This window comes from Cupriavidus sp. KB_39, assembly GCF_052114485.1.
Classification (GTDB): domain Bacteria; phylum Pseudomonadota; class Gammaproteobacteria; order Burkholderiales; family Burkholderiaceae; genus Cupriavidus.
The window spans coordinates 114,774-133,298 of sequence record NZ_JBFREV010000008.1; the positions used below are offsets into that span (position 1 = coordinate 114,774).

Annotated in this window: 14 protein-coding genes; 8 read left to right on the forward strand and 6 right to left on the reverse strand. The window is 70.2% G+C overall.

The features are described from left to right. Positions 1 to 69: 69 nt before the first annotated feature. The 4 genes from AB4Z27_RS08815 to AB4Z27_RS08830 form a co-directional block, all read right to left on the reverse strand. Entirely contained in the window at positions 70 to 681 is a 612-nt protein-coding gene (locus tag AB4Z27_RS08815; RefSeq protein ID WP_092297147.1) for a vWA domain-containing protein, read from the reverse strand. 62 nt (positions 682 to 743) lie between these two features. Then, complete coding sequence (locus tag AB4Z27_RS08820; RefSeq protein ID WP_441592889.1) at positions 744 to 1,781, reverse strand: ATP-binding protein; 1,038 nt, start codon at positions 1,779 to 1,781, stop codon at positions 744 to 746. After that, positions 1,778 to 5,593, reverse strand: coding sequence for a cobaltochelatase subunit CobN (cobN, locus tag AB4Z27_RS08825; protein WP_441644277.1), 3,816 nt, complete (start codon positions 5,591 to 5,593; stop codon positions 1,778 to 1,780). Before cobN ends, AB4Z27_RS08820 begins: the two co-directional genes overlap by 4 nt. A gap of 112 nt (positions 5,594 to 5,705) precedes the next feature. Beyond that, complete coding sequence (locus AB4Z27_RS08830; protein WP_441644278.1) at positions 5,706 to 9,815, reverse strand: cobaltochelatase subunit CobN; 4,110 nt, start codon at positions 9,813 to 9,815, stop codon at positions 5,706 to 5,708. A gap of 483 nt (positions 9,816 to 10,298) precedes the next feature. Here AB4Z27_RS08830 and AB4Z27_RS08835 point away from each other — a divergent pair, with 483 nt between their 5' ends. From AB4Z27_RS08835 to AB4Z27_RS08845, 3 genes are all read left to right on the forward strand, one after another. Then, a complete protein-coding gene (locus tag AB4Z27_RS08835) occupies positions 10,299 to 10,610 on the forward strand; it encodes a hypothetical protein (protein WP_092297134.1) in 312 nt (103 codons plus the stop codon). Between the two features lie 118 nt (positions 10,611 to 10,728). Further along, positions 10,729 to 11,400: an alpha/beta hydrolase gene (locus tag AB4Z27_RS08840; protein ID WP_092297131.1), complete on the forward strand. Its 672-nt coding sequence runs from the start codon at positions 10,729 to 10,731 to the stop codon at positions 11,398 to 11,400. Beyond that, a complete protein-coding gene (locus AB4Z27_RS08845) occupies positions 11,397 to 11,768 on the forward strand; it encodes a hypothetical protein (protein WP_177219960.1) in 372 nt (123 codons plus the stop codon). Before AB4Z27_RS08840 ends, AB4Z27_RS08845 begins: the two co-directional genes overlap by 4 nt. Before the next feature lie 21 nt (positions 11,769 to 11,789). Here the strand turns inward: AB4Z27_RS08845 and mdtD are convergent, their stop codons facing one another. After that, positions 11,790 to 13,196 carry a multidrug transporter subunit MdtD gene (gene mdtD, locus AB4Z27_RS08850; RefSeq protein WP_441644279.1) on the reverse strand — a complete coding sequence of 469 codons (1,407 nt, stop codon included), beginning with the start codon at positions 13,194 to 13,196 and terminating at the stop codon, positions 11,790 to 11,792. Positions 13,197 to 13,325: 129 nt separating this feature from the next. Between mdtD and AB4Z27_RS08855 the strand changes: the two genes are divergently transcribed. Beyond that, on the forward strand, positions 13,326 to 14,183 hold the full coding sequence (locus AB4Z27_RS08855; RefSeq protein WP_441644280.1) for a LysR family transcriptional regulator: 858 nt from the start codon (positions 13,326 to 13,328) through the stop codon (positions 14,181 to 14,183). A gap of 28 nt (positions 14,184 to 14,211) precedes the next feature. Here the strand turns inward: AB4Z27_RS08855 and AB4Z27_RS08860 are convergent, their stop codons facing one another. Continuing rightward, entirely contained in the window at positions 14,212 to 15,324 is a 1,113-nt protein-coding gene (locus AB4Z27_RS08860) for an AGE family epimerase/isomerase (RefSeq protein WP_441644281.1), read from the reverse strand. 200 nt (positions 15,325 to 15,524) lie between these two features. On the opposite strand from AB4Z27_RS08860, the gene AB4Z27_RS08865 reads away from it, so the two are divergent. The 4 genes from AB4Z27_RS08865 to AB4Z27_RS08880 all read left to right on the forward strand — a co-directional run bounded on the left by AB4Z27_RS08865 (position 15,525) and on the right by AB4Z27_RS08880 (position 18,522). Beyond that, positions 15,525 to 15,794: a hypothetical protein gene (locus tag AB4Z27_RS08865; protein WP_092297120.1), complete on the forward strand. Its 270-nt coding sequence runs from the start codon at positions 15,525 to 15,527 to the stop codon at positions 15,792 to 15,794. A gap of 153 nt (positions 15,795 to 15,947) precedes the next feature. Then, positions 15,948 to 16,214 (forward strand): hypothetical protein, encoded by a 267-nt coding sequence (locus AB4Z27_RS08870; protein ID WP_092297117.1) that lies wholly within the window; start codon positions 15,948 to 15,950, stop codon positions 16,212 to 16,214. A gap of 236 nt (positions 16,215 to 16,450) precedes the next feature. Beyond that, complete coding sequence (locus tag AB4Z27_RS08875; protein ID WP_211943569.1) at positions 16,451 to 17,359, forward strand: ferritin-like domain-containing protein; 909 nt, start codon at positions 16,451 to 16,453, stop codon at positions 17,357 to 17,359. A 20-nt stretch (positions 17,360 to 17,379) separates the two neighbouring features. Further along, positions 17,380 to 18,522, forward strand: coding sequence for a glycosyltransferase (locus tag AB4Z27_RS08880; RefSeq protein ID WP_441644301.1), 1,143 nt, complete (start codon positions 17,380 to 17,382; stop codon positions 18,520 to 18,522). The last annotated feature ends 3 nt before the right edge of the window (positions 18,523 to 18,525 follow it).

The window sequence follows — 18,525 nt, forward strand, 5'->3', positions numbered from 1 at the left end:
GTCCGGGACTTTAGGCCGGGCATGCCCCACGGAAGGGGGATGTGGCGCAAGGGTGGCTTTTAGTCGAACTTAGTCGATCAATGCGGCGGCGTCGCGGTAGTCGGCGTCCCACGCCGTGGCCAGCGCGCGGCAGCGGCCGAGCGCCACGGCGCGTCGCTCCACGTCGACGACCACCACGTGATCGGCCCAGGCGGGCCGGGGCGGCAGTTCACCGCTGCGCCCATCGGTCAGCAGCCAGAGCCAGCGCCGCTGCATCGGCCGGTGGCGGGCCTGCGCCTCGAGCAACTGGCCGGCGCGCGCCACGCCCAGCGCCAGCGGGGTGCCGCCGCCGCCGGCAATCGGGCGGATCCAGTCGGCGTTCCAGTACCGTGCGCGCGACGGCGCGAGCCGCACTTCGGCCTGCTGTCCGGCAAAGCAGACCAGCGCCACGTCCGCGCGGGACTGGTAGGCGCGCTCCAGCAGCCGCACGAGCACGCCCTTGGCCAGCGCGAGCTGCTCGCCCTGCGTCATCGAGCCGGAACAGTCGAGCGCCACGCAGTGGAGCACGCCAGCGCGTGCATCGGCCCGCCGGTGGCGCAGGTGCTCGGCGGCCAGCCGCGCCTGCCGCTTGGCCGCCAGCGTGCGCGGCCAGTGGATGCGCGCCCCGGGCACGCCCGCGCCCGGTGTGGCGGGACGTGGCATCGGACGCGGAGTCTGCCACCGGTTGCCGCCTTGCCGGACCTGCCCGGCGGCCTGCCGGTGGCTCAGGCTTTTTTTGGCGGGCGATTCCCGAAGGCGCGCAGCGGCTTGATGCTGGCGATGCCGGCGGCGGTGTCAGCCGGGGGCGGCATGGCGCCCCACGGGTTGTCCTGCGGCGCGGGCGCCGTGGCACGCTCCCCGGCCGAATCCACTTGGCCAGCTTCGGGGGATGCCGGCGACCCCGCATGGCGACGATGATGGAGCACCAGCTCCGCCACGGCATCCACATGCGCGACGGTCACCGCCGGGGCGCCGTCCCACGCGGCCAGCGCGCGTGCGGCGCGCAGCATGACGAGGTCCGCCCGCACGCCATCCACCGCCGCCGCCAGGCACAGCGCGCTGACATGGGCGTGCACGGCATCGGAGAAATCCAGCCCGCCGAGCGCGCCGCGCGCCCGGGCGACCTGCGCCGCCAGCGCCTGCTGGGCCGTCGCCACGGCGGCGCGGAACGCCTCCGGGTCGGTATCGAACGCCAGCCGGGCGCGCACGATGGCCTGCCGCGTGGCCGGGTCGGCGTAGTTGTCGAGCGCCAGCGCGAGGCCGAAGCGGTCGAGCAGCTGCGGGCGCAACTCGCCCTCCTCCGGATTCATCGTGCCGACGAGCACGAAGCGCGCCGCGTGCTGATGGGACACGCCATCGCGCTCCACCACGTTCACGCCGCTGGCCGCCACGTCGAGCAGCTGGTCCACCAGCGGGTCCGGCAGCAGGTTGACCTCATCCACATACAACACGCCCTCGTGCGCGCGCGCCAGCAGGCCCGGCGCGAAGCGCACCTCGCCCTGCTGCAGCACGTGGCTCAGGTCCAGCGTGCCGGTTAGCTGTTCCTCGCTGGCGCCCAGCGGCAGCGTGACGAAGTGGCCATGCGGCAGCAGCTCCGCCAGCGCGCGCGCCGCCGTGGACTTGGCCGTGCCGCGCGGCCCGGTGACCAGTACGCCGCCGATGCCGGGATCGACGGCAGCCAGCAGCAACGCCTGTTGCAGCCGCGCCTGGCCGACCAGGGCGCTGAACGGAAACGGATGTCGCACGACGGTGACGGGACTCATAAGGATTGACMTTCGATGCGCTGCTCGTTATCGAGCAGATGTTGTTCGATCCGGCCGCGCTGGGCGCCCGGTTCTTGCCAGAGCCCGCGTTCCATGGCCTCCAGCAGCCGCTCGCAGATGCCTTGCAGCGCGCGCGGATTGTGCCGGGCGAGGAATTCGCGATTGACGGGATCGTGGACGTAGGCGTCCGCCACCAGCGCGTACTGGTGGTCGCCCACCACGCGCGTCGTGGCATCGTAGCCGAACAGGTAGTCCACGGTGGCGGCCATCTCGAACGCGCCCTTGTAGCCGTGCCGGCGCGCGCCATCCATCCACTTGGGATTGACCACCCGCGCCCGGATCACGCGGGCGATTTCCTCGCCCAGCGTGCGCACGCGCGGCGCGGCCGGGTTGGCGTGATCGCCGTGATAGATCGCCGGCTGTTCGCCGCCCAGATGCCGCACGGCGGCCACCATGCCGCCCTGGAACTGGTAGTAGTCGTTGGCGTCGAGCAGGTCGTGCTCGTGGTTGTCCTGGTTCTGCACCACGGCGTCGATCTCGGCCAGCCGGGTGGCGAAGGCGTCGCGCGCGTCGATGCCATCGGCACGCTGCCCGTAGGCGTAACCACCCGCGTGCAGGTAGGCGTGGGCGAGGTCCGCGTCGTCCTGCCACTGGCGGCCGTCGATCAGGGCCTGGAGGCCGGTGCCGTAGTCGCCGGGTCTTGCGCCGAAGACGCGCCACCCGGCGCGCTCGCGCGCCTCGTCCGGCGCGGCGCCCTCGGCTTGCAGCCGCGCCTGCTCCGCCAGCACGCGGGCGCGGATCGGGTTGACGTCCGCCGGCTCGTCGAGATCCGCCACGGCGCGCACGGCGGCGTCGAACAGCGCCATGAGGTTGGAGAAGGCATCGCGGAAGAAGCCGGACACGCGCAGCGTCACGTCCACGCGCGGGCGGCCGAAGTTGGCCATCGGCAGGATCTCGAAGTCCACCACGCGATGGCTGCCCTGCGCCCACTTGGGCCGCACGCCGAGCAGGGCCATGGCCTGGGCGATGTCGTCGCCGCCGGTGCGCATGGTCGCCGTGCCCCAGACCGACAGGCCCACCGCGCGCGGATATTCGCCGTGTTCCTGCAGGTGCCGTTCGATCAGCAGGTTGGCCGCGCGCAGGCCGAGCGTCCACGCCGTGCGCGTGGGCACCGCACGGGTATCCACCGAATAGAAGTTGCGGCCGGTGGGCAGCACATCCGGCCGGCCGCGCGAGGGCGCCCCGCTCGGGCCGGGTGGCACGAAGCGCCCGGCGAGGCCGCGCATTAGCTGCGTCAGTTCCTGTGCGCCGCAGGCGTCCAGCCGTGGCGCCACTTCCTGGCGCAGCCGGGCGAGAACCTGCGCGGTGTGCGGCAGGGGTGCCTCGTCGTCCAGCCCCCCGTCAAGCAGGCGCAGKGCCAGCATTTCCAGCCGCTCGCGCGTGTCGCCATGGTGGCGCCACGGGCCGGCGTCGATGTCCGCCAGCAGCGCCGGGCGTGGCCCCAGCCACGGCGCGGCCCAGTCAGCGTCGAGCGGGTCGAAGTCGTCGCCCAGCGAGAGGTCGGCGCCCATCGCCGACAGCAGCCCCGCCCGGGCGTCCCGGCCATCGCCCACCGGAAAACGCGCCAGCGCCGCCAGCGTGTCCCGGCGCTGCACGCCGGCCGGAGACTGGCCGAACACGTGCAGGCCATCGCGGATCTGCGACTCCTTGAGTTCGCACAGCCACGCATCGGTGCGATTCAGCAGCGCGTCTTCCTCCTCGCCGCCGGCCGGCGCCGCCAGCCCCAGTTCCGTGTGCAGCTGCTGGCCGACAATCGTCGCCAGGATCTCCTTGCGCAGCAGCCGGGCGCGGCGCGCGTCCACGGTCAGCGCCTCGTAGTACTCGTCCACCTGCCGCTCCAGATCCTGCAGCGGCCCGTAGTTCTCGGCGCGCGTGAGCGGCGGCATCAGGTGATCGATGATCACGGCCTGCGTGCGGCGCTTGGCCTGCGCGCCCTCGCCCGGATCATTGACGATAAACGGGTACAGGTGCGGCAGCGGACCGAGGATGGCGTCCGGCCAGCAGGCGTCGGAGAGCGCCACGCTCTTGCCCGGCAGCCATTCGAGGTTGCCGTGCTTGCCCACGTGCACGATGGCGTCGATGCCGAACACGTGGCGCAGCCAGAAGTAGAACGCGAGGTAGCCGTGCGGCGGCACGAGTTCGGCATCGTGATAGCTSGCGTAGCCATCCAGGCCATCGCCGTCCACCCCATAGGCGCGCGCGGGTTGAATGCCGACGAACACCTGCCCGGTGCGCACGCCGGCGATCATGAAGCGGCCCTGACGCACCATCGGGTCGGCTTCGGGCGCGCCCCAACGCGCGGTCATCGCGTCCTGAAGCGCCGCCGGCAGCGCCGCCAGCCAGCGCCGGTAGTCGTCCACCGTCACGCTCTGGAACGCGGGCCGCACGGCGTGCTGGTCGAGGTCGTTGGTGATGCCGCGCGTCAGGCCCTGCATCAGCGCATCGCCGTTCTCCGGCAGCGCGTCGATGGCGTAGCCCTCGGCATGGAGGGCGGCCAGGATGTGCACGACCGACGCCGGCGTATCGAGCCCCACGCCGTTGCCGATGCGCCCTTCGCTGGCCGGATAGTTGGCCAGCACCAGCGCCACGCGCTTCCCGGCGTTGGGCAGCGTGCGGAGCCGGCACCAGCGGTGCGCCAGTTCCGCCACAAAGCGCACGCGCTCCGCGTCCGGCTGGTATTGCACGATGTCCGCCTCGGTGTGCGGGCAGCGGTAGGCCAGCCCCTTGAAGCTGACCGCGCGCGTGATGATCCGCCCGTCGACCTCGGGCAGCGCGATGTGCATCGCCACGTCGCGCGTGCCCAGCCCCTGGCTGTCGGCCAGCCAGTCCTCGCGATTGCCGCCGCTCAGGATCACCTGGAGTACCGGGGCATCGTTGGCGAGCGGGGCGTCCGCCTCGCCATCGACGCTGTCGAGCGAGGCGACGGCGAACGCCGTGGTGTTGAGGACGAGCGCCACCTCGTGCGCATCGCACAGGCGCTGGAGCACTTCACGGCAGAGCGGTGCCTTCARCGAGGTCACCGCCAGCGGCAGCGGGCGCAGGCCGGCATCGAGCAAGGCATCGGCGATGGCGTCGAAGACGGCCGTGTTGCCGGCCTGCAGGTGCGAGCGGTAGAACAGCAGCGCCACCACGGGGGCGTCGTCTGCCAGCCCGTGGGCGGCCCAGCGCGCGGCCCAGTCCTCGACGGTGGCGACCGTCCGTTCCGGGTGATGGATGGCGGCTTCGGGCAGCACCTGCGGCGGCAGCGCGGGTGTGCCCCAGCCGAAGGCATGGTGAGCCAGACAGCGGAAAAACTGCTCGGCGTTGCCGGCGCCGCCTTCGCGCAGGTAGTGCCAGAGCTGATGGGACAGCGCGGCGGGCGCGTTGCCGTGCCGGGCGAGGTTGTCGTCCTCGGCCAGATCGCCGGACCCCATCACCAGCAACTGGCCACGCGCGCGGGCCAGTTCCGGCAGCCGCTCCAGCCCGTAAGCCCAGTCGTTGACGCCGCCCAGATGGTCCACCACCACCACGCGCGCGTGCTGGAGCACTTCGTCGATATAGAGATCGAGCGAGGCCGGCTGGCGCAGGTACATCTGGTTGGCCARCCGCACGGACGGGTAACCGGGGCCGAGGCGCGGCACCGCGCCGGCCAGCAGCGACAGCGTGGTATCTGCCGCGCTTAGGACGACGATCTCGCCGGGCGTCTGCGCGATGCGCAGCACGACAGCGCTGTCCTCGACAAAGCCGCCGGGCCGGGTGGACAGCAGGTGCATGGGTCAGCGCGCCGACAGCGCGGCGCTGCCGAGGAAGCCGGCRACGAGGGTGGCGGGGATCATGGCGGTGTGCATGCGGAATCCAGTGGCGGGGCGGGTCGCGTGAAGGCGATCAGGATAAAGAGATGTGGGGTGGCTGTCCATCGGCGGCGGACGACGGTGATGGCGCCGCGCGCCGCGCCCGACGCCATTCCCGGAAGGCGCCCAGCGCGATGGCGAGCAARGCCAGCGCCAGCGCTATCGGGCCATGGTGCGAGCGGGCGGGCGATGCCGCCGCTACCGGCGCCACGCGCGGAACGAGGTGTTGACCCGTCACCGACTGGGCGCGGTCGGCCTGTGGCGATGGGGCGGGTGCTGGCGCGGGCGCGGGCGYSGGCGTCGGCGTCGGCGTCGGCGCAGCCTTCGCCGTCATCGACGGCCGCGCCACCGGCCCCGGCGCCACCACCGCATCGGCCAACTCCCGGCCCAGCGCGTGCAGCAGCGCCGGGTCCACCCGCGCGGCCCGGCCCGCCTGCGCGATGTGCGCCATCAGCACCGGGTTGCCGCAAGTATTGGCCGTGCASGAGAGGCCGTCCCGCCGCACGGCATCCGCGTAGCGGCGCAGCAGCTCGGCGCGTTCTTCGTCCGTGAAGCGATAGCTGCCCTGCCGGTCCACCTCGAGCAGCCGCGCCAGRATGCCCTGCTGCGCGTGCGGATTGGCCTGCCGGAAGAAGGCGTCCATGCCGAGGCCGAGCTTGTCAGCCACGTAGACGTCATAGGTGCGCTGCCAGAACTCGCCCGGCATCTGCTCCGGCACGGTGGCCTGGAAGCCGTAAAGATGCTCGATCTCCTTATACATCTCRCGCGCGCCGGCATAGCCCGAGCGCTGCATCGCGCCGATCCACTTCGGGTTCCATTGCCGCGCRTTCAACTCCGTGGCCAGCCAYGTGCGGGCATCCACGGTATCCGTCTCGCCGGCGCGGCGCAGGTTGTGCAGCCAGAAGCGCGGCGCCTGCCCGCGCACCGCGCGCGTGGCGGCGGTCAGGCCGCCGGCGTACTGGTAGGTATCGTCGTTGTCCAGCGCGCCGTACAGCGTGCTGGTGCGCGAGAACAGCACGGCCTCGTTCGAGGCCAGATGGCTCGCCAGCGCATCCGGCGCGCTGGCGCCCCAGCCTTCGGCCGAATAGGCGAAGTTCATGTAGCGCAGGTACTGCCGCGCGAGGGCGTCCGGGCCGTCCTGCGCATCGCGGCTCTGCTCCACCATCTGCTGCACGCCGATGGCGTAGTTGCCGGGCTTGGCGGCGAACACGCGGGCGCGGGCCAGTTTGCCGGCGGTGTCCGGGTCCGTGCCCCGGGCGACCAGCGCGGCGGCCACCGTGCGGTCGTGACGGCTGATGGCGTTGTCGCCGGCGGCAGCGGCCAGCCGCGCGGCCTTGTCAAGCAGCGCCACCTTGTCGCCAAACCCATCGCGGTAGATGCCGGAAATCGTCAGTAGCACGTTCACACGCGGCCGGCCCAGTTCGGCATCGGGAATCAGCCGCACGTCCTCCACGCCGCCGCGCGCGTTCCATACCGGCGTCACGCCCATCAGCCAGAACGCCTCGGCCTCCATCGCGCCCTGATGCCGTTCCGTTTCGCCGTACCAGAGCACCATCGACACCGACTCCGGCAGCCGCCCCGTTTCCTGCCGATAGCGCGCCAGCGTCTGCGCGGCCATGGTCTTGCCGAGCGCCCACGCTGCCGGCGTGGGGATCTTCGCGCCATCGAAGGCATGGAGGTTGCGGCCCGTGGGCAGGCCGTCGGGCGTGCGCACGGGGTCACCGAGCGGCCCGGTCGGCAGATAGCGGCCCGACAACACGGTGACGAGACCATCCAGTTCGCCCCGGGGCGATGCGCGCAGATCGGCCAGCCATTGCCGGGCGAGTTGGAGCGCGGCCCGCACAGCAGGCGCCTGATCGTCGGCCAGTCCGTCCAGCGACGGCGCGCGGCCGGCGACCAGATCCTCGGCCCAGCCGTGCACCCGGGCGTCATGGGCGGAATTGCGCAGTTGGGACGACAGCAGCAGCGYCAGCGCGTCCGCCTGATCGGCCTCGGGCGGCATCTCGCCGAGCGCGTGGATGCCCAGCGGCATCGGCTCGGCCTCCACCTTRTGCAGGAAGGCGTGCAGGATCGGCTCGATCTGCCCCCACGGCGCGTCGGCATCGAGACCCAGTTGCTGGTCGAGCTTCAGCGTGCGCATCTGGGCGATGGCCTGCTGCCGGTACTGCGCCGATAGCTCGGGCGAGCTGCCCCGCGTGGCCTCGGCCTGCTCGATGGCTTCGTCGAGCTGCGCCAGCACGGGCGGCTGGCCGGCGCTGGCCAGCAGCGGCGACAGATGGCTCACCAGCACGGCGGCGCTGCGGCGCTTGGCCTGGACCGCCTCGCCGCCGCCATCCTGGATGTAGACGTAGGCGTTGGGCAGGTCGCCGAGCAGCACTTCGGCGCTGTCGTCACCGGCCTGCCCCACCTGCTTGCCCGGCAGCCACTCCAGCGTGCCGTGCCGGCCCACGTGCACCATGGCATCGGCGCCGAAGGCATGGCGATACCAGAGATAGGCGGCGAGGTAGGAATGCGGCGGTGGCGTGATGGTGTCGTGCGAGGTATCCATCGCGCGCGCGAAGGTCGAGCGCAGCGGCTGGGGGCCGACGAACACATTGCCGAAACGCAGGCCCGGAATCACGAAGGCCGGCTCGCCCTGTGGGTCGCGCGCCACCATCAGCGGATTGCGCTCGGGCGGGCCCCAGGCCTGCGTGACGGCGGCGCGGAAGGCGGGCGGCAGCGCGTCGAACCAGCGCCGGTACTGCGCCATCGGCAGCAGCGTGACGTGGCCGCCGCGCACCATGCGCGCCAGCTCGCCGGGCGACCAGGTTTCGATGTTGCGCCCGTTCGCTTCCAGCAGCGCGGTCAGCGTGGCGGTGTCTGGCAGCTCATCGCCCGTTTGATAACCCGCCGCGCGCAGCCGCTGCAGGATCTGCGTGAGCGACGGCAGCGTGGCCAGGTAGCTGGCGCCGAGATTGCCGCGCCCGGGCGGGTTGTTGTAGTAGAGCACCGCCACGTGCTTGCTGGCGGGCGGCTTGTCCTGCAGCGCGATCCAGCGGCGCACGCGCGCCACGATGGCCTCCACGCGCTCGGGCACCGCCGCGCTGCGCTGGCTCCCCTCCCCGCCTTCCTGCGTGGCGAACAGGATCGGCTCGGTCGCCCCGCTGCGCTCGGGCGCGGTGAGCAGCAGCGGCAGCCGCTCCCCGGCGATGCCACGCACATCGGCACGCCAGCCGGCTTCGCTGTCGCGCGTGGCAATCAGGTTGATCGTGTGCAGGCCGTGCCGCGCCAGCCAGTCCTTGTCCTCGGCGCGCGGAATGGTCAGGTTCAGCGCCAGCAGTGCGCGCAACGGCGACACGCCATCCTGCGTGACCAGCGCATCGAGCCCGGAAAGCGGCCAGCCGAACACCGGCACCGCGCCCACGCCCTGGCGCTCGAGCGCGGCGATCAGGGCGTCGATATGGGCGAGGTCACGCTGGCGGTAGTGGGTGGCGTAGAAGGCGATGCCGACCRGCGGCGCGCCGTCGGCAACGATGCCGGCCTGCCGGTACCACTTGAGGTAGTCCGCCAGCGACGYGAACGGCTGCGCCGCGCGCGGATGGTAGATGCCGGCCGCCGGCGCAGGGCGCACGGCGGGCACGGCGATCACGTCCTGCGCCGGCAGCCCTTGCATGCGCTGCCGCGCCGCCACGGCGAGAGCGAGGAAGGCGGCGAGGTTGTCCACGCCGCCCGCTTCCCAATAGGGCTGCGCGGCATCGGCAACATCGCGCCGGGCCGCTACCGGGCCCCACGCCGCATCGACGCTCTCCGCCGGGGCGCCGAAGACCAGCGCACCACGCGCGGCGGCCTGGCGCACGCCGGGTGCCATCGCGCGCAGCACCGYGGTCGGGGCGAATCGTGCATAGATGACATCGGCGTGCGCCAGCGTTGCGGCGTCCGGGGCATCGGTGCGGAAGGTGAACATGGCCAGCGCGTTGCCGTGCGCAGCGCGGAAGGCGGCTTCGGCGGCGGGCAGCAGGTGGGCGTTCGACGTGACGACAAGCACGCGCACCGGCGCGGCAGCGACCGCGGCGACTGCAGCCACCACCGAAGTGGGCAGCAGCAGGCAGCAGAGCAGCGCGAGCCACAGGCGCAGGCAGCGGGCGACGGCAGGATGGGGAGTCACTCGGAGGGGGCAGGATGGCATGACGGGCAGCACACCGCACATCGCGGAAGCGGCTGGCCCGGCATTTTACCCGCAGTGGATGCGGCAGCCGCGCGCCATTCGTACGTATGTTTGATGCGTGCAGATCACCTGCTGTTGCGCGCCACCCACGCGCGTGTTGTTTTTTTCATCGGATGGGCGCCGGCGGTCCGCTTTGCAATGTTGACCATGACAGGCAATTACGTCACACAGCCGCCGGTAGTAATCACAAAGTATGGCGCCGGAATCGCCCCGGATCGCGCCCGGATCCCCGCAATCACGGGGCGGGAGGCCAATGGGCGAACAATCTACTCATCCAGGTAAGTGGCGGCAATCATCCTTGTGGGCGACGCCACATGCATTGTGGTGACCCATCGTGTACCTCGCGGCGAATCGACTATATTTGACCTATGGCGCGCACATCCCGAATCACCCAGCCGTAAGACAGCCCTGGAGGTAACTGCCATGCGTTCGCTTGCCAACTTGTTCAGTCCGCCGACGCCAGAGAAGATCGCCGAGAAGGAACTGCAAGACATGAGGCTGACGCTTTTTCAGGCAGAGCGTCGCCTGCTGGAAGCGCAGATGCAAGTCGATTACTACCGCAACATGATCTCGTTCCTCGAGGAAGTGGGCGCGACCGGTGTCGAAGGCGTGGCGGACCGTCGCCATGCGGCCATGTCGCCGACCCCCGGGGCACCCGCCCTGCCGCCGGCCTCGCAGCCCGCGCGCGTGGCGCCGGGCCTGACCACCGTCCCCATCGTACCCTCGGCCGCCTGACCGTTCCTTCGCCCGGCCGGCATGCCCGGCTGTGCGATACTCGCCGCGTTCGATGCCATGCCGCCCCCACTCCGGGGCGGCATGCGCACGTCTGCACCAGACTTCAAGGAACCGGCCCATGAGCACCCTTCTGCCCGCGATTGACCTCGAGACCGCGCCAAACCCCACGCACAGCGTGATCTGGATGCACGGCCTTGGCGCCGATGGCAACGATTTCGTCCCCGTCGTGCCCGAACTGGGCCTGCCCGCCACGCTGGCGGTGCGCTTCATCTTCCCGCATGCCCCGGCGATTCCCGTCACCTGCAACAACGGCTACGTCATGCCGGCCTGGTATGACATCTATTCGCTCGACGAAGCCGGCCGGCGCGCCGACGAGGCGGGCATCCGCACCTCGTGCGAGGCCATCCGCGCGCTGATCGCGCGCGAGAACGCGCGCGGCGTGCCGACCAGCCACATCGTGCTGGCCGGGTTCTCGCAGGGCGGCGCCATCGCCTACACCACGGCGCTGACGCACCCGGAGACGCTGGCCGGAGTGATCGCGCTCTCGACCTACATCCCCTCGCCGGACCTGATCGCCGCCGAGGCCACGCCCGCCAATGCCGCCACGCCGGTGTTCGCCGCGCACGGCACGGAGGACGACGTGGTGCCGCTGGGCCTGGGCACGCGCGCCCGGGACTTCCTCACCGCGCGGGAGCAGCCGGTGGCCTGGCACACGTACCGCATGCCGCACTCGGTCTGCCTGGAAGAAATTGCCGATATCGGCCAGTGGCTGCGCGAGCGGCTGGCATGATTCCCACCACGCCCCCGCCCCGCATCGATTTCAACACCCGCAAGGCGCTGCTGTTCGCGCTGACGGCCGAGCGGCTGGCAGCGTTCTACGAACACGGCAAATGGATGACCGACGCGCAGGGCGCCACGCTGGCCGGGATGTGGCTGTCGCGCTCCAAGCTGCAACTGGCGCTATCGGAACGGCGCCTGCTCTCGGAGCTGAGCGATCAGTTCGCGCGCCAGTTGTCCGAATCGCTCTCGCGGGAAGCCGGCCTCTACGCGACGCACGAGATGATGGAAGCGCTCGATCCGAACTACCAGTCCGCCTTCGCCCATGACATGCTGGACGAATGCGAACGGCTGCTTCATGAGAACGGCGTGACCGAGTGAGAGCTAGGGCTCAGACCGGGCTCAGACCGCGCGGCGCACCGGATTGAGTGCCTCGCCGTCCAGTCGCCGGAACACGAAGGCCGACAGCAGCGTGATGATGCCCACCGCCAGGAAGGCCAGCCGATAGGCGGGCGCGGCCACGCCCAGCTCGTTCGAGAACAGGCTGACGAGCCCGCCGCCAATCGTCACGCCCAGGCCGATGGCCAGCATCTGCACCATCGAGAACAGGCTGTTGCCGCTGCCGGCGTCCTCGCGCGAGAGGCCCTTCAGCGTCACGCTGTTCATGGCCGCGAACTGCATCGAGTTCGAGGCCCCGAACGTGGCCAGTTGCAGGATGGACAGGGCCAGCGGCCAGCCCGGCGACATCGCCGCGAACGAGGCAATCGAGGCCCCCACGATCAGCGTGTTCACCAGCAGGAAGTTGTCGTAGCCGTAGCGGTTGACCAGCGGCACGATCCAGCGCTTGGACACGGTCCCGGCCACCGCCACCGGCAGCAGCATCAGGCCCGAATGGAACGGCGAATAGCCGAGCTGCAACTGCATCAGCAGCGGCAGCAGGAACGGCACCGCGCCGGAACCGATGCGGCAGACCAGATTGCCCACCAGCCCCACGCTGAAGTTCGGCTCGCGGAACAGCGCCAGCCGGAACAGCGGCGTGGCGTGCCGGCGTGCATGCGGGATATAAAGCAGCGCGGCGACGATGCTGACGGCGGCCAGCCCCAGGCTCCACAGGAGCGCGTGGGATGCGCCGTGCGGCACGTCCAGCGCCAGCGAGAACGCCACCATGCATAGCGACAGCAGCCCGCAGCCGACCCAGTCGAACGGCGGCGCCACGCCGGCCTCCCCCGCCGGCAGGTAGCGGCGCACCGCCAGCAGGCCCACCAGCCCCACCGGCACGTTGATCAGGAAGATCCAGTGCCAGGACGCGCTCTGCACCAGCCAGCCGCCCAGCACCGGGCCGAAGATCGGCCCCACCTGCCCGGCGATCGACACGAACGCCAGCGCGGCGATGTACTGCTCGCCCGGGATATTGCGCAGCACGGCCAGCCGGCCGATCGGCAGCAGCATCGAGCCACCCACGCCCTGCAGCACCCGCGCGATCACCAGTTGCGTGAGCGTATGGGCTGTGGCGCAGTAGATGGAGCCGAGCACGAAGATCAGGATGGCGCAGAAGTACACGCGCCGCGTGCCGAACTTGTCGGCGAGCCAGCCGGAGGCGGGGGTCAGCATCGCCATGGTCAGCGTGTAGGCCACCACCACCGGTTTGAGGTCGAGGGGCTTTTCGCCGAGGCTGTGCGCCATCGAGGGCAGCGCGGTGTTGACGATGGTGGTGTCCAGCGTCTGCATGAAGAAGCCGGCGAAGACGATCCACAGCATGGCCTTCTGCGAGGCRRCGGCTGGGCTGGCGGGGGCTGAAGCGGTGGTCATGGTGATTCTTTGTAATCCCTGGTCGGCAGTGGCCAGGAACAATGGACCYTATGGTAAACACCGGGCTGCCCATCGGGAACCCCTCTGGCGTTATTGACTGCAATCGGAAAAGCCGATGACAATGGCCCGATGCTCAATCCCGTCTGGATCCAGACCTTCGCCACCGTGGCGACGGCGCGCAGTTTTACCGATGCTGGCCGCCAGCTCGGCCTCTCGCAATCGTCGGTCAGCGACCATATCCGCCGGCTCGAAGACAGCGTGGGGCGGCGCCTGTTCGTGCGCGACACCCACTCCCTGCGTCTGACTGCCGATGGCGAAGCGCTGCTGGTCCACGCCCGGCTAATCCTGGAGGCGCTGGCGCGCGCAGAATCGCAGTTCAGCGCGCCCCGGCTGCGCGGCCGCGTGCGGCTGGGCACYTCGGACGACCTCGCCCAGGGCCCGCTGCCCAATGTGCTGGCGGCGTTCCGCGACACCCATCCCGACGTGGAACTCGAAATCACCATCGGCATGACCGGCAAGCTCTATGAATTGGTCGATGCCGGCATGCTGGATCTGATGATCGGCAAGCGGCGCGAGGGCGACCGGCGCGGCGTGTCGCTGTTCCGGGGGCCGCTGGAATGGCTGGCCCGGCCGGGCACGGTGATCGACGTGCGCCAGCCGCTGCCGCTGATTCTGGTGAACGAGCCCAGCGTCACGCGCTCGATTGTGCTCGCCACGCTGGCCAAGGCCGGCTGGCCCTGGCGCGTGGTCTGCGCCAGCAGCAGCCACTCCGGCTGCATCGCGGCCGCGCGCGGCGGGCTCGGCATCACCGTGCGGGCSCATGCGCTGGCGGGGCGCGGGCTGGTGCCGCCCGTCAACAGTCAGGAGTTGCCGGCGCTGCCAGAAGTGGAATTTATCTCGCTGGCGGCTGGCCGCCTGTCSGAGCCGGCGGAGACGCTGCTGACGCTGCTGCGCAAGAGTGATCTGCGCGCATCGCGCATGGATTGAGGCGTCAGCAGCCCGCTTCGTCGCCGATTCAGCCGAGCGTGCGCATCGCCTGATAGGCCGTGAGCAGGTGGTAAGGCGTGGTGGACGGCATTTCGGCGCGCACCACCTCGCCGTCCGGCGCCACGCATTCGTGCCAGCCATCGGCATGGAGAAAACGGCTGCGGAAGCGGTCGATCCACTGCTCGAGTTCGATCAGCGGCGCCGCGTCTTGCTCCACGGTGCCCTTTACGGCCAACGCGCGGGCGAATTCGGTCTGGGCCCAGATCCGCTGGGTACCGTCCTGCAGCGTGCCGTCGAGATCCAGCGCTGCGCTGACACCGAGTGTGTCATTGATCACACCATGGGTGCGTGCGAAGTCGTACGCGCGGCGCAGCGAGGCCGGCAACGGCGTATCGGCGAACAGGGCCGGCGCCATCATCACCAGCGAATACCACTCGAACTGATGTCCCGGCTCGATCCGGTTGCCGGGCGTGCCCTGCGGCTGCTCGGCCACGCAGCCATTGGCGGGATCGACGAAACGCTCCGCCACGGCCGCCGCCATCTCTGGCAGGCGGGCGGTGAACCAGCTATCGCCCGTGACMTCGCACGCGGCGAGGTAGGCCTCCGTCAGGTGCATGACCGGGTTCTGGAGCACGCCGCCGCCGTTGACCGCAAAGTTGGGCGACAAAGCCGCGTGATAGAGGCCGTTTCCGTCGCCGAATCGATTCTCGATCACATCCACGGTGCGGCGCAGRGTCTCGAGCGCCGCCGCACTGCCCCCGGCGCGATGGTAGTGGGCGCAGGCGAAGACCACGAAGGCGTGGGTGTAGAGGTCGCGCGTGGTGTCGCGCGGCGCGCCATCGGCATCGGTGCTGTAGATCCAGCCGCCTGCGCCATCACCGAAATAGTGCTGGAGCGAGGCGAACAGCGTATCGGCATGCGCGAGGTGGCCGGCGGTGGCGAAGACGTACAGTTGCCGCGCGCAGGCCATCGCCCGGAAACGCTTGTCTGGCAAGGGCTGGCTGGTGGCGCCATCGAGCGCCTCATGCGCCAGCCGGAGGTCTGCCCGCCAGCCGGGACCGGTCCAGGCGGGCAGAATGGCCGTGTCGAAATGGGCGATCAGCGAGGCGATCCGTTCGGAAAGTGTCGGAGAGGCGAGCATTGGGGGTGAGCGAAATGCGGGCGCTGCCGCGTTGCGCGGCCACTGCCCAGGCGACACAAGATACTGGAAATGACAGGGCGGCGGAAGGCGCCAGGCGCCGCGCGCGCCGCACGGCGGCAGATGACACTGGCAAAGCGGCCATGCGGTGCTATGTTGAAAGTCCACCACCGGTCGTAACCCTGCCCTCCGGGAGAACCGCCATGTCCGCTCATCCCACGACAATCGCCGACCACCGTCGCACCCTCGTGATGCATGTGATGGAAGACCCACCCGGACGCTATACATGGCGCATCGTGGTGGAGGAGAAATGCGGAGGCGCCGAATGCGACAGCATGATCGAGGCGGCCACCGACTACGGCTCCCAGGCTGAGGCCGAAGCGGCCTGCTGGGCCGCCGGCAACAGCATGCTCGACGGCCAGCGCGCGGCAAGCGAACTGCCCGGCATGTATCCGAAGGACATGCGCCATTAGACGCATCGAACATCCGTTTGGCAGGCATTAAGCGACGTTAGCGCTTGTTTGCCCTTGATCCACCGTGGCCGCCGGCCTAGTCTGAAAGCGTGGCGGCACACGGCACGGGACGCTTTGTCCCGTTTTTTCCCGTATGCCTCTCGGAGAAAAGCGATGGACAAGCCCACTGTCAGCCCCCGCCGCTTTGTCGAACTGATGAACGAGCGGCTCGCCCGGCATCCTCTCTATCGTGAAGGGATGCACGTCTACGCCATCCCGCCSCATTCCGACCATCCGCGCAGCCTGGTCTGCGTGGGCCCGCGCGGCACCGAGGGCATCTGTGCCACCATCGAGAACATCGTGCGGGGCGAATGCGATGTCTTCCCCGAATTCCCGCCCGACCCGCATCGCCGCCCCGGACACGAATCGCGTGCGCGGTAAGACAATTCGCCGAAATCCCGCTTCCGGCAGTGCGCCCCCGAAAAAATCAGGCCACCCTGGCCTGCGATATTGACCGGCCCTAGATACAATGGCCTCCGCATCCCCTGCCCGGAGCGCCAATGAAAAGAGCTTTCGAAGCCGATGGCAGCGTCGCGGACCTGCCATCCGCCCCTGCCGACACCGCCAGTTCGCCGAGCCCGTCTGCCCCCGCCAGCGCTGAGGCGCGTGCCGCCGCCGTGGCGGCGACCATCGCCCGCACAGCGGTGGAGCAGGCCGACCATGCGATGCGCCACTGGACCGATCCCTTGCCGGACCGGCTCCGCATCGGCTCTCCCGAACACCTGCGCATGTTCTGCAACATGCTGCTGCAGACCCACAACCCCTACAAACCGTCCGTGATCGACTGGCCGGTGCTGCCGCCCGATGCGCTGCGCCGGGTGACCTCGCTGCCGATCTGGGACATCGCCGTGCAGACCGAGGGCCGTGCGTCCATCCGCGTGCACAGCTATGCMCGCACCGTGCGCGACCCGCTGCTGCGCAGCGCGCTGGAGATGGATGCCGACGAGGAAGCGCGCCACAAGGTGGTGCTGGCCAAGCTGGTGGAGGCGTATGGCATCACGCTGGCGCCCGAACCCGAGTACCTGCCGCCCGCCGACCCCGAATGGGGCTGGCTGGTGACCGGCTACAGCGAGTGCATCGACAGCTTCGCCGCGTTCGGGCTGTTCGCCGCCGCCAAGGACTCCGGCTTCTTTCCGGCCGAGCTGGTCGAGACATTTGAGCCCGTGATCCAGGAAGAAGGCCGCCATATCCTGTTTTTTGCGAACTGGGTGGCGTGGTACCGCGCCAGCCTGCCGTGGTGGCGCAAGCCCGCCTTCGCCTGGAAGGTCTGGCGGGTCTGGTTCTTCCTGATCCGCGAGCGCATCGGCATCGCGCGCGGCATTGACGTGGATGTGGACGGCGCCGCCCAGGATGCGAATTTTCCGATGAACGCCGCCGACACATTGGGCCAGACGCTCTCCCCCGGCGCCATGATCGACCTCTGCCTGGCCGAGGACGCGCGGCGCATGGCGGGGTATGATGCGCGGCTTCTGCGCCCGACCACGGTGCCCCGGCTGGCCCGGCTGGTGCGCCGCTTTCTCAAATGAATCTGGAATTGACGCACGCCATGGCGTTTGGATTGTCCCTGCTGGTCCTGCTGATCTGGTGCGTACTGGTCTTCGCCCGCGACGGCTTCTGGCGCGTGCGCAAGCCCGCGCCCTCCCCCCGCCCSGCCGCGTGGCCGCCCGTSGTCGGCATCATCCCCGCCCGCAATGAGGCCGATGTGATCGGCCGCGCCGTGACCGGCGTGCTGGGCCAGCACTACGCGGGCCGGCTTCACCTGATCGTGGTGGACGACCACAGCAGCGATGGCACCGCCGATATCGCCCGCGCCGCTGCGCTGTCGATCGGCAAGGCCGACCAGCTCACCGTGGTGGCGGCACGCGACCTGCCTGCCGGCTGGAGCGGCAAGGTCTGGGCGCAGTCCGAGGGGCTGGCCGCCGCCGACGTGCAGATGCCGGACGCCGGCTTCGCCTTCCTCACCGACGCCGACATCTGGCATGGCCCGGAAACGGTGACGGAACTGCTGGCCCGCGCCGAGGCTGAGCGCCGCGACCTCGTTTCGCTGATGGTGCGCCTGCGCTGTGAATCAGCCTGGGAACGCATGATCGTGCCGGCTTTTGTCTTCTACTTCGCCAAACTCTACCCGTTCGCGCGGGTGGCAGACCCGTCGAGCCGCGTTGCGGCGGCGGCGGGTGGCTGCATGCTGGCGCGGCGCTCGGCGCTGGCCCGTATCGGCGGTTTCCATGCCATTCGCGGGGAGTTGATCGACGATTGCAGCCTGGCGGCGCGGATCAAGGAAGGCGGCCCGATCCGGCTCGATCTGGCGGACGACAGCRTCTCGCTGCGTCCCTACGACGACTGGGAAAGCCTCTGGAACATGATCGCGCGCAGCGCCTACACCCAGTTGCACTACTCGCCCTGGATGCTGGCCGGCGCCACGCTCGGCATGATCCTGACCTACCTGGCCCCACCCGTGCTGGCGCTGGCCGGTGGCGCCGCGCTGTGGCCGGCGTGGCTGGCGTGGATCCTGATGGCGGTCAGCTATCGGCCGATGCTGCACGAATACCGGCAACCGGCCTGGCTGGCACCGCTGCTGCCGCTCACCGCGCTGTTCTATCTGGGCGCGACGCTGGATTCGGCGCGCCGTTACTGGCTACGCCGGGGCGGCCAGTGGAAAGGCCGCGCCCAGGCGCCGATCCGCTCGTGAGCG

Coding starts and splice junctions, on each gene's coding strand:
- AB4Z27_RS08815 (WP_092297147.1), bottom strand. CDS start 681: ATGCCACGTCCCGCCACACCGGGCGCGGGCGTGCCCGGGGCGCGCATC.
- AB4Z27_RS08820 (WP_441592889.1), bottom strand. CDS start 1,781: ATGAGTCCCGTCACCGTCGTGCGACATCCGTTTCCGTTCAGCGCCCTG.
- AB4Z27_RS08835 (WP_092297134.1), top strand. CDS start 10,299: ATGCGTTCGCTTGCCAACTTGTTCAGTCCGCCGACGCCAGAGAAGATC.
- AB4Z27_RS08840 (WP_092297131.1), top strand. CDS start 10,729: ATGAGCACCCTTCTGCCCGCGATTGACCTCGAGACCGCGCCAAACCCC.
- AB4Z27_RS08845 (WP_177219960.1), top strand. CDS start 11,397: ATGATTCCCACCACGCCCCCGCCCCGCATCGATTTCAACACCCGCAAG.
- AB4Z27_RS08865 (WP_092297120.1), top strand. CDS start 15,525: ATGTCCGCTCATCCCACGACAATCGCCGACCACCGTCGCACCCTCGTG.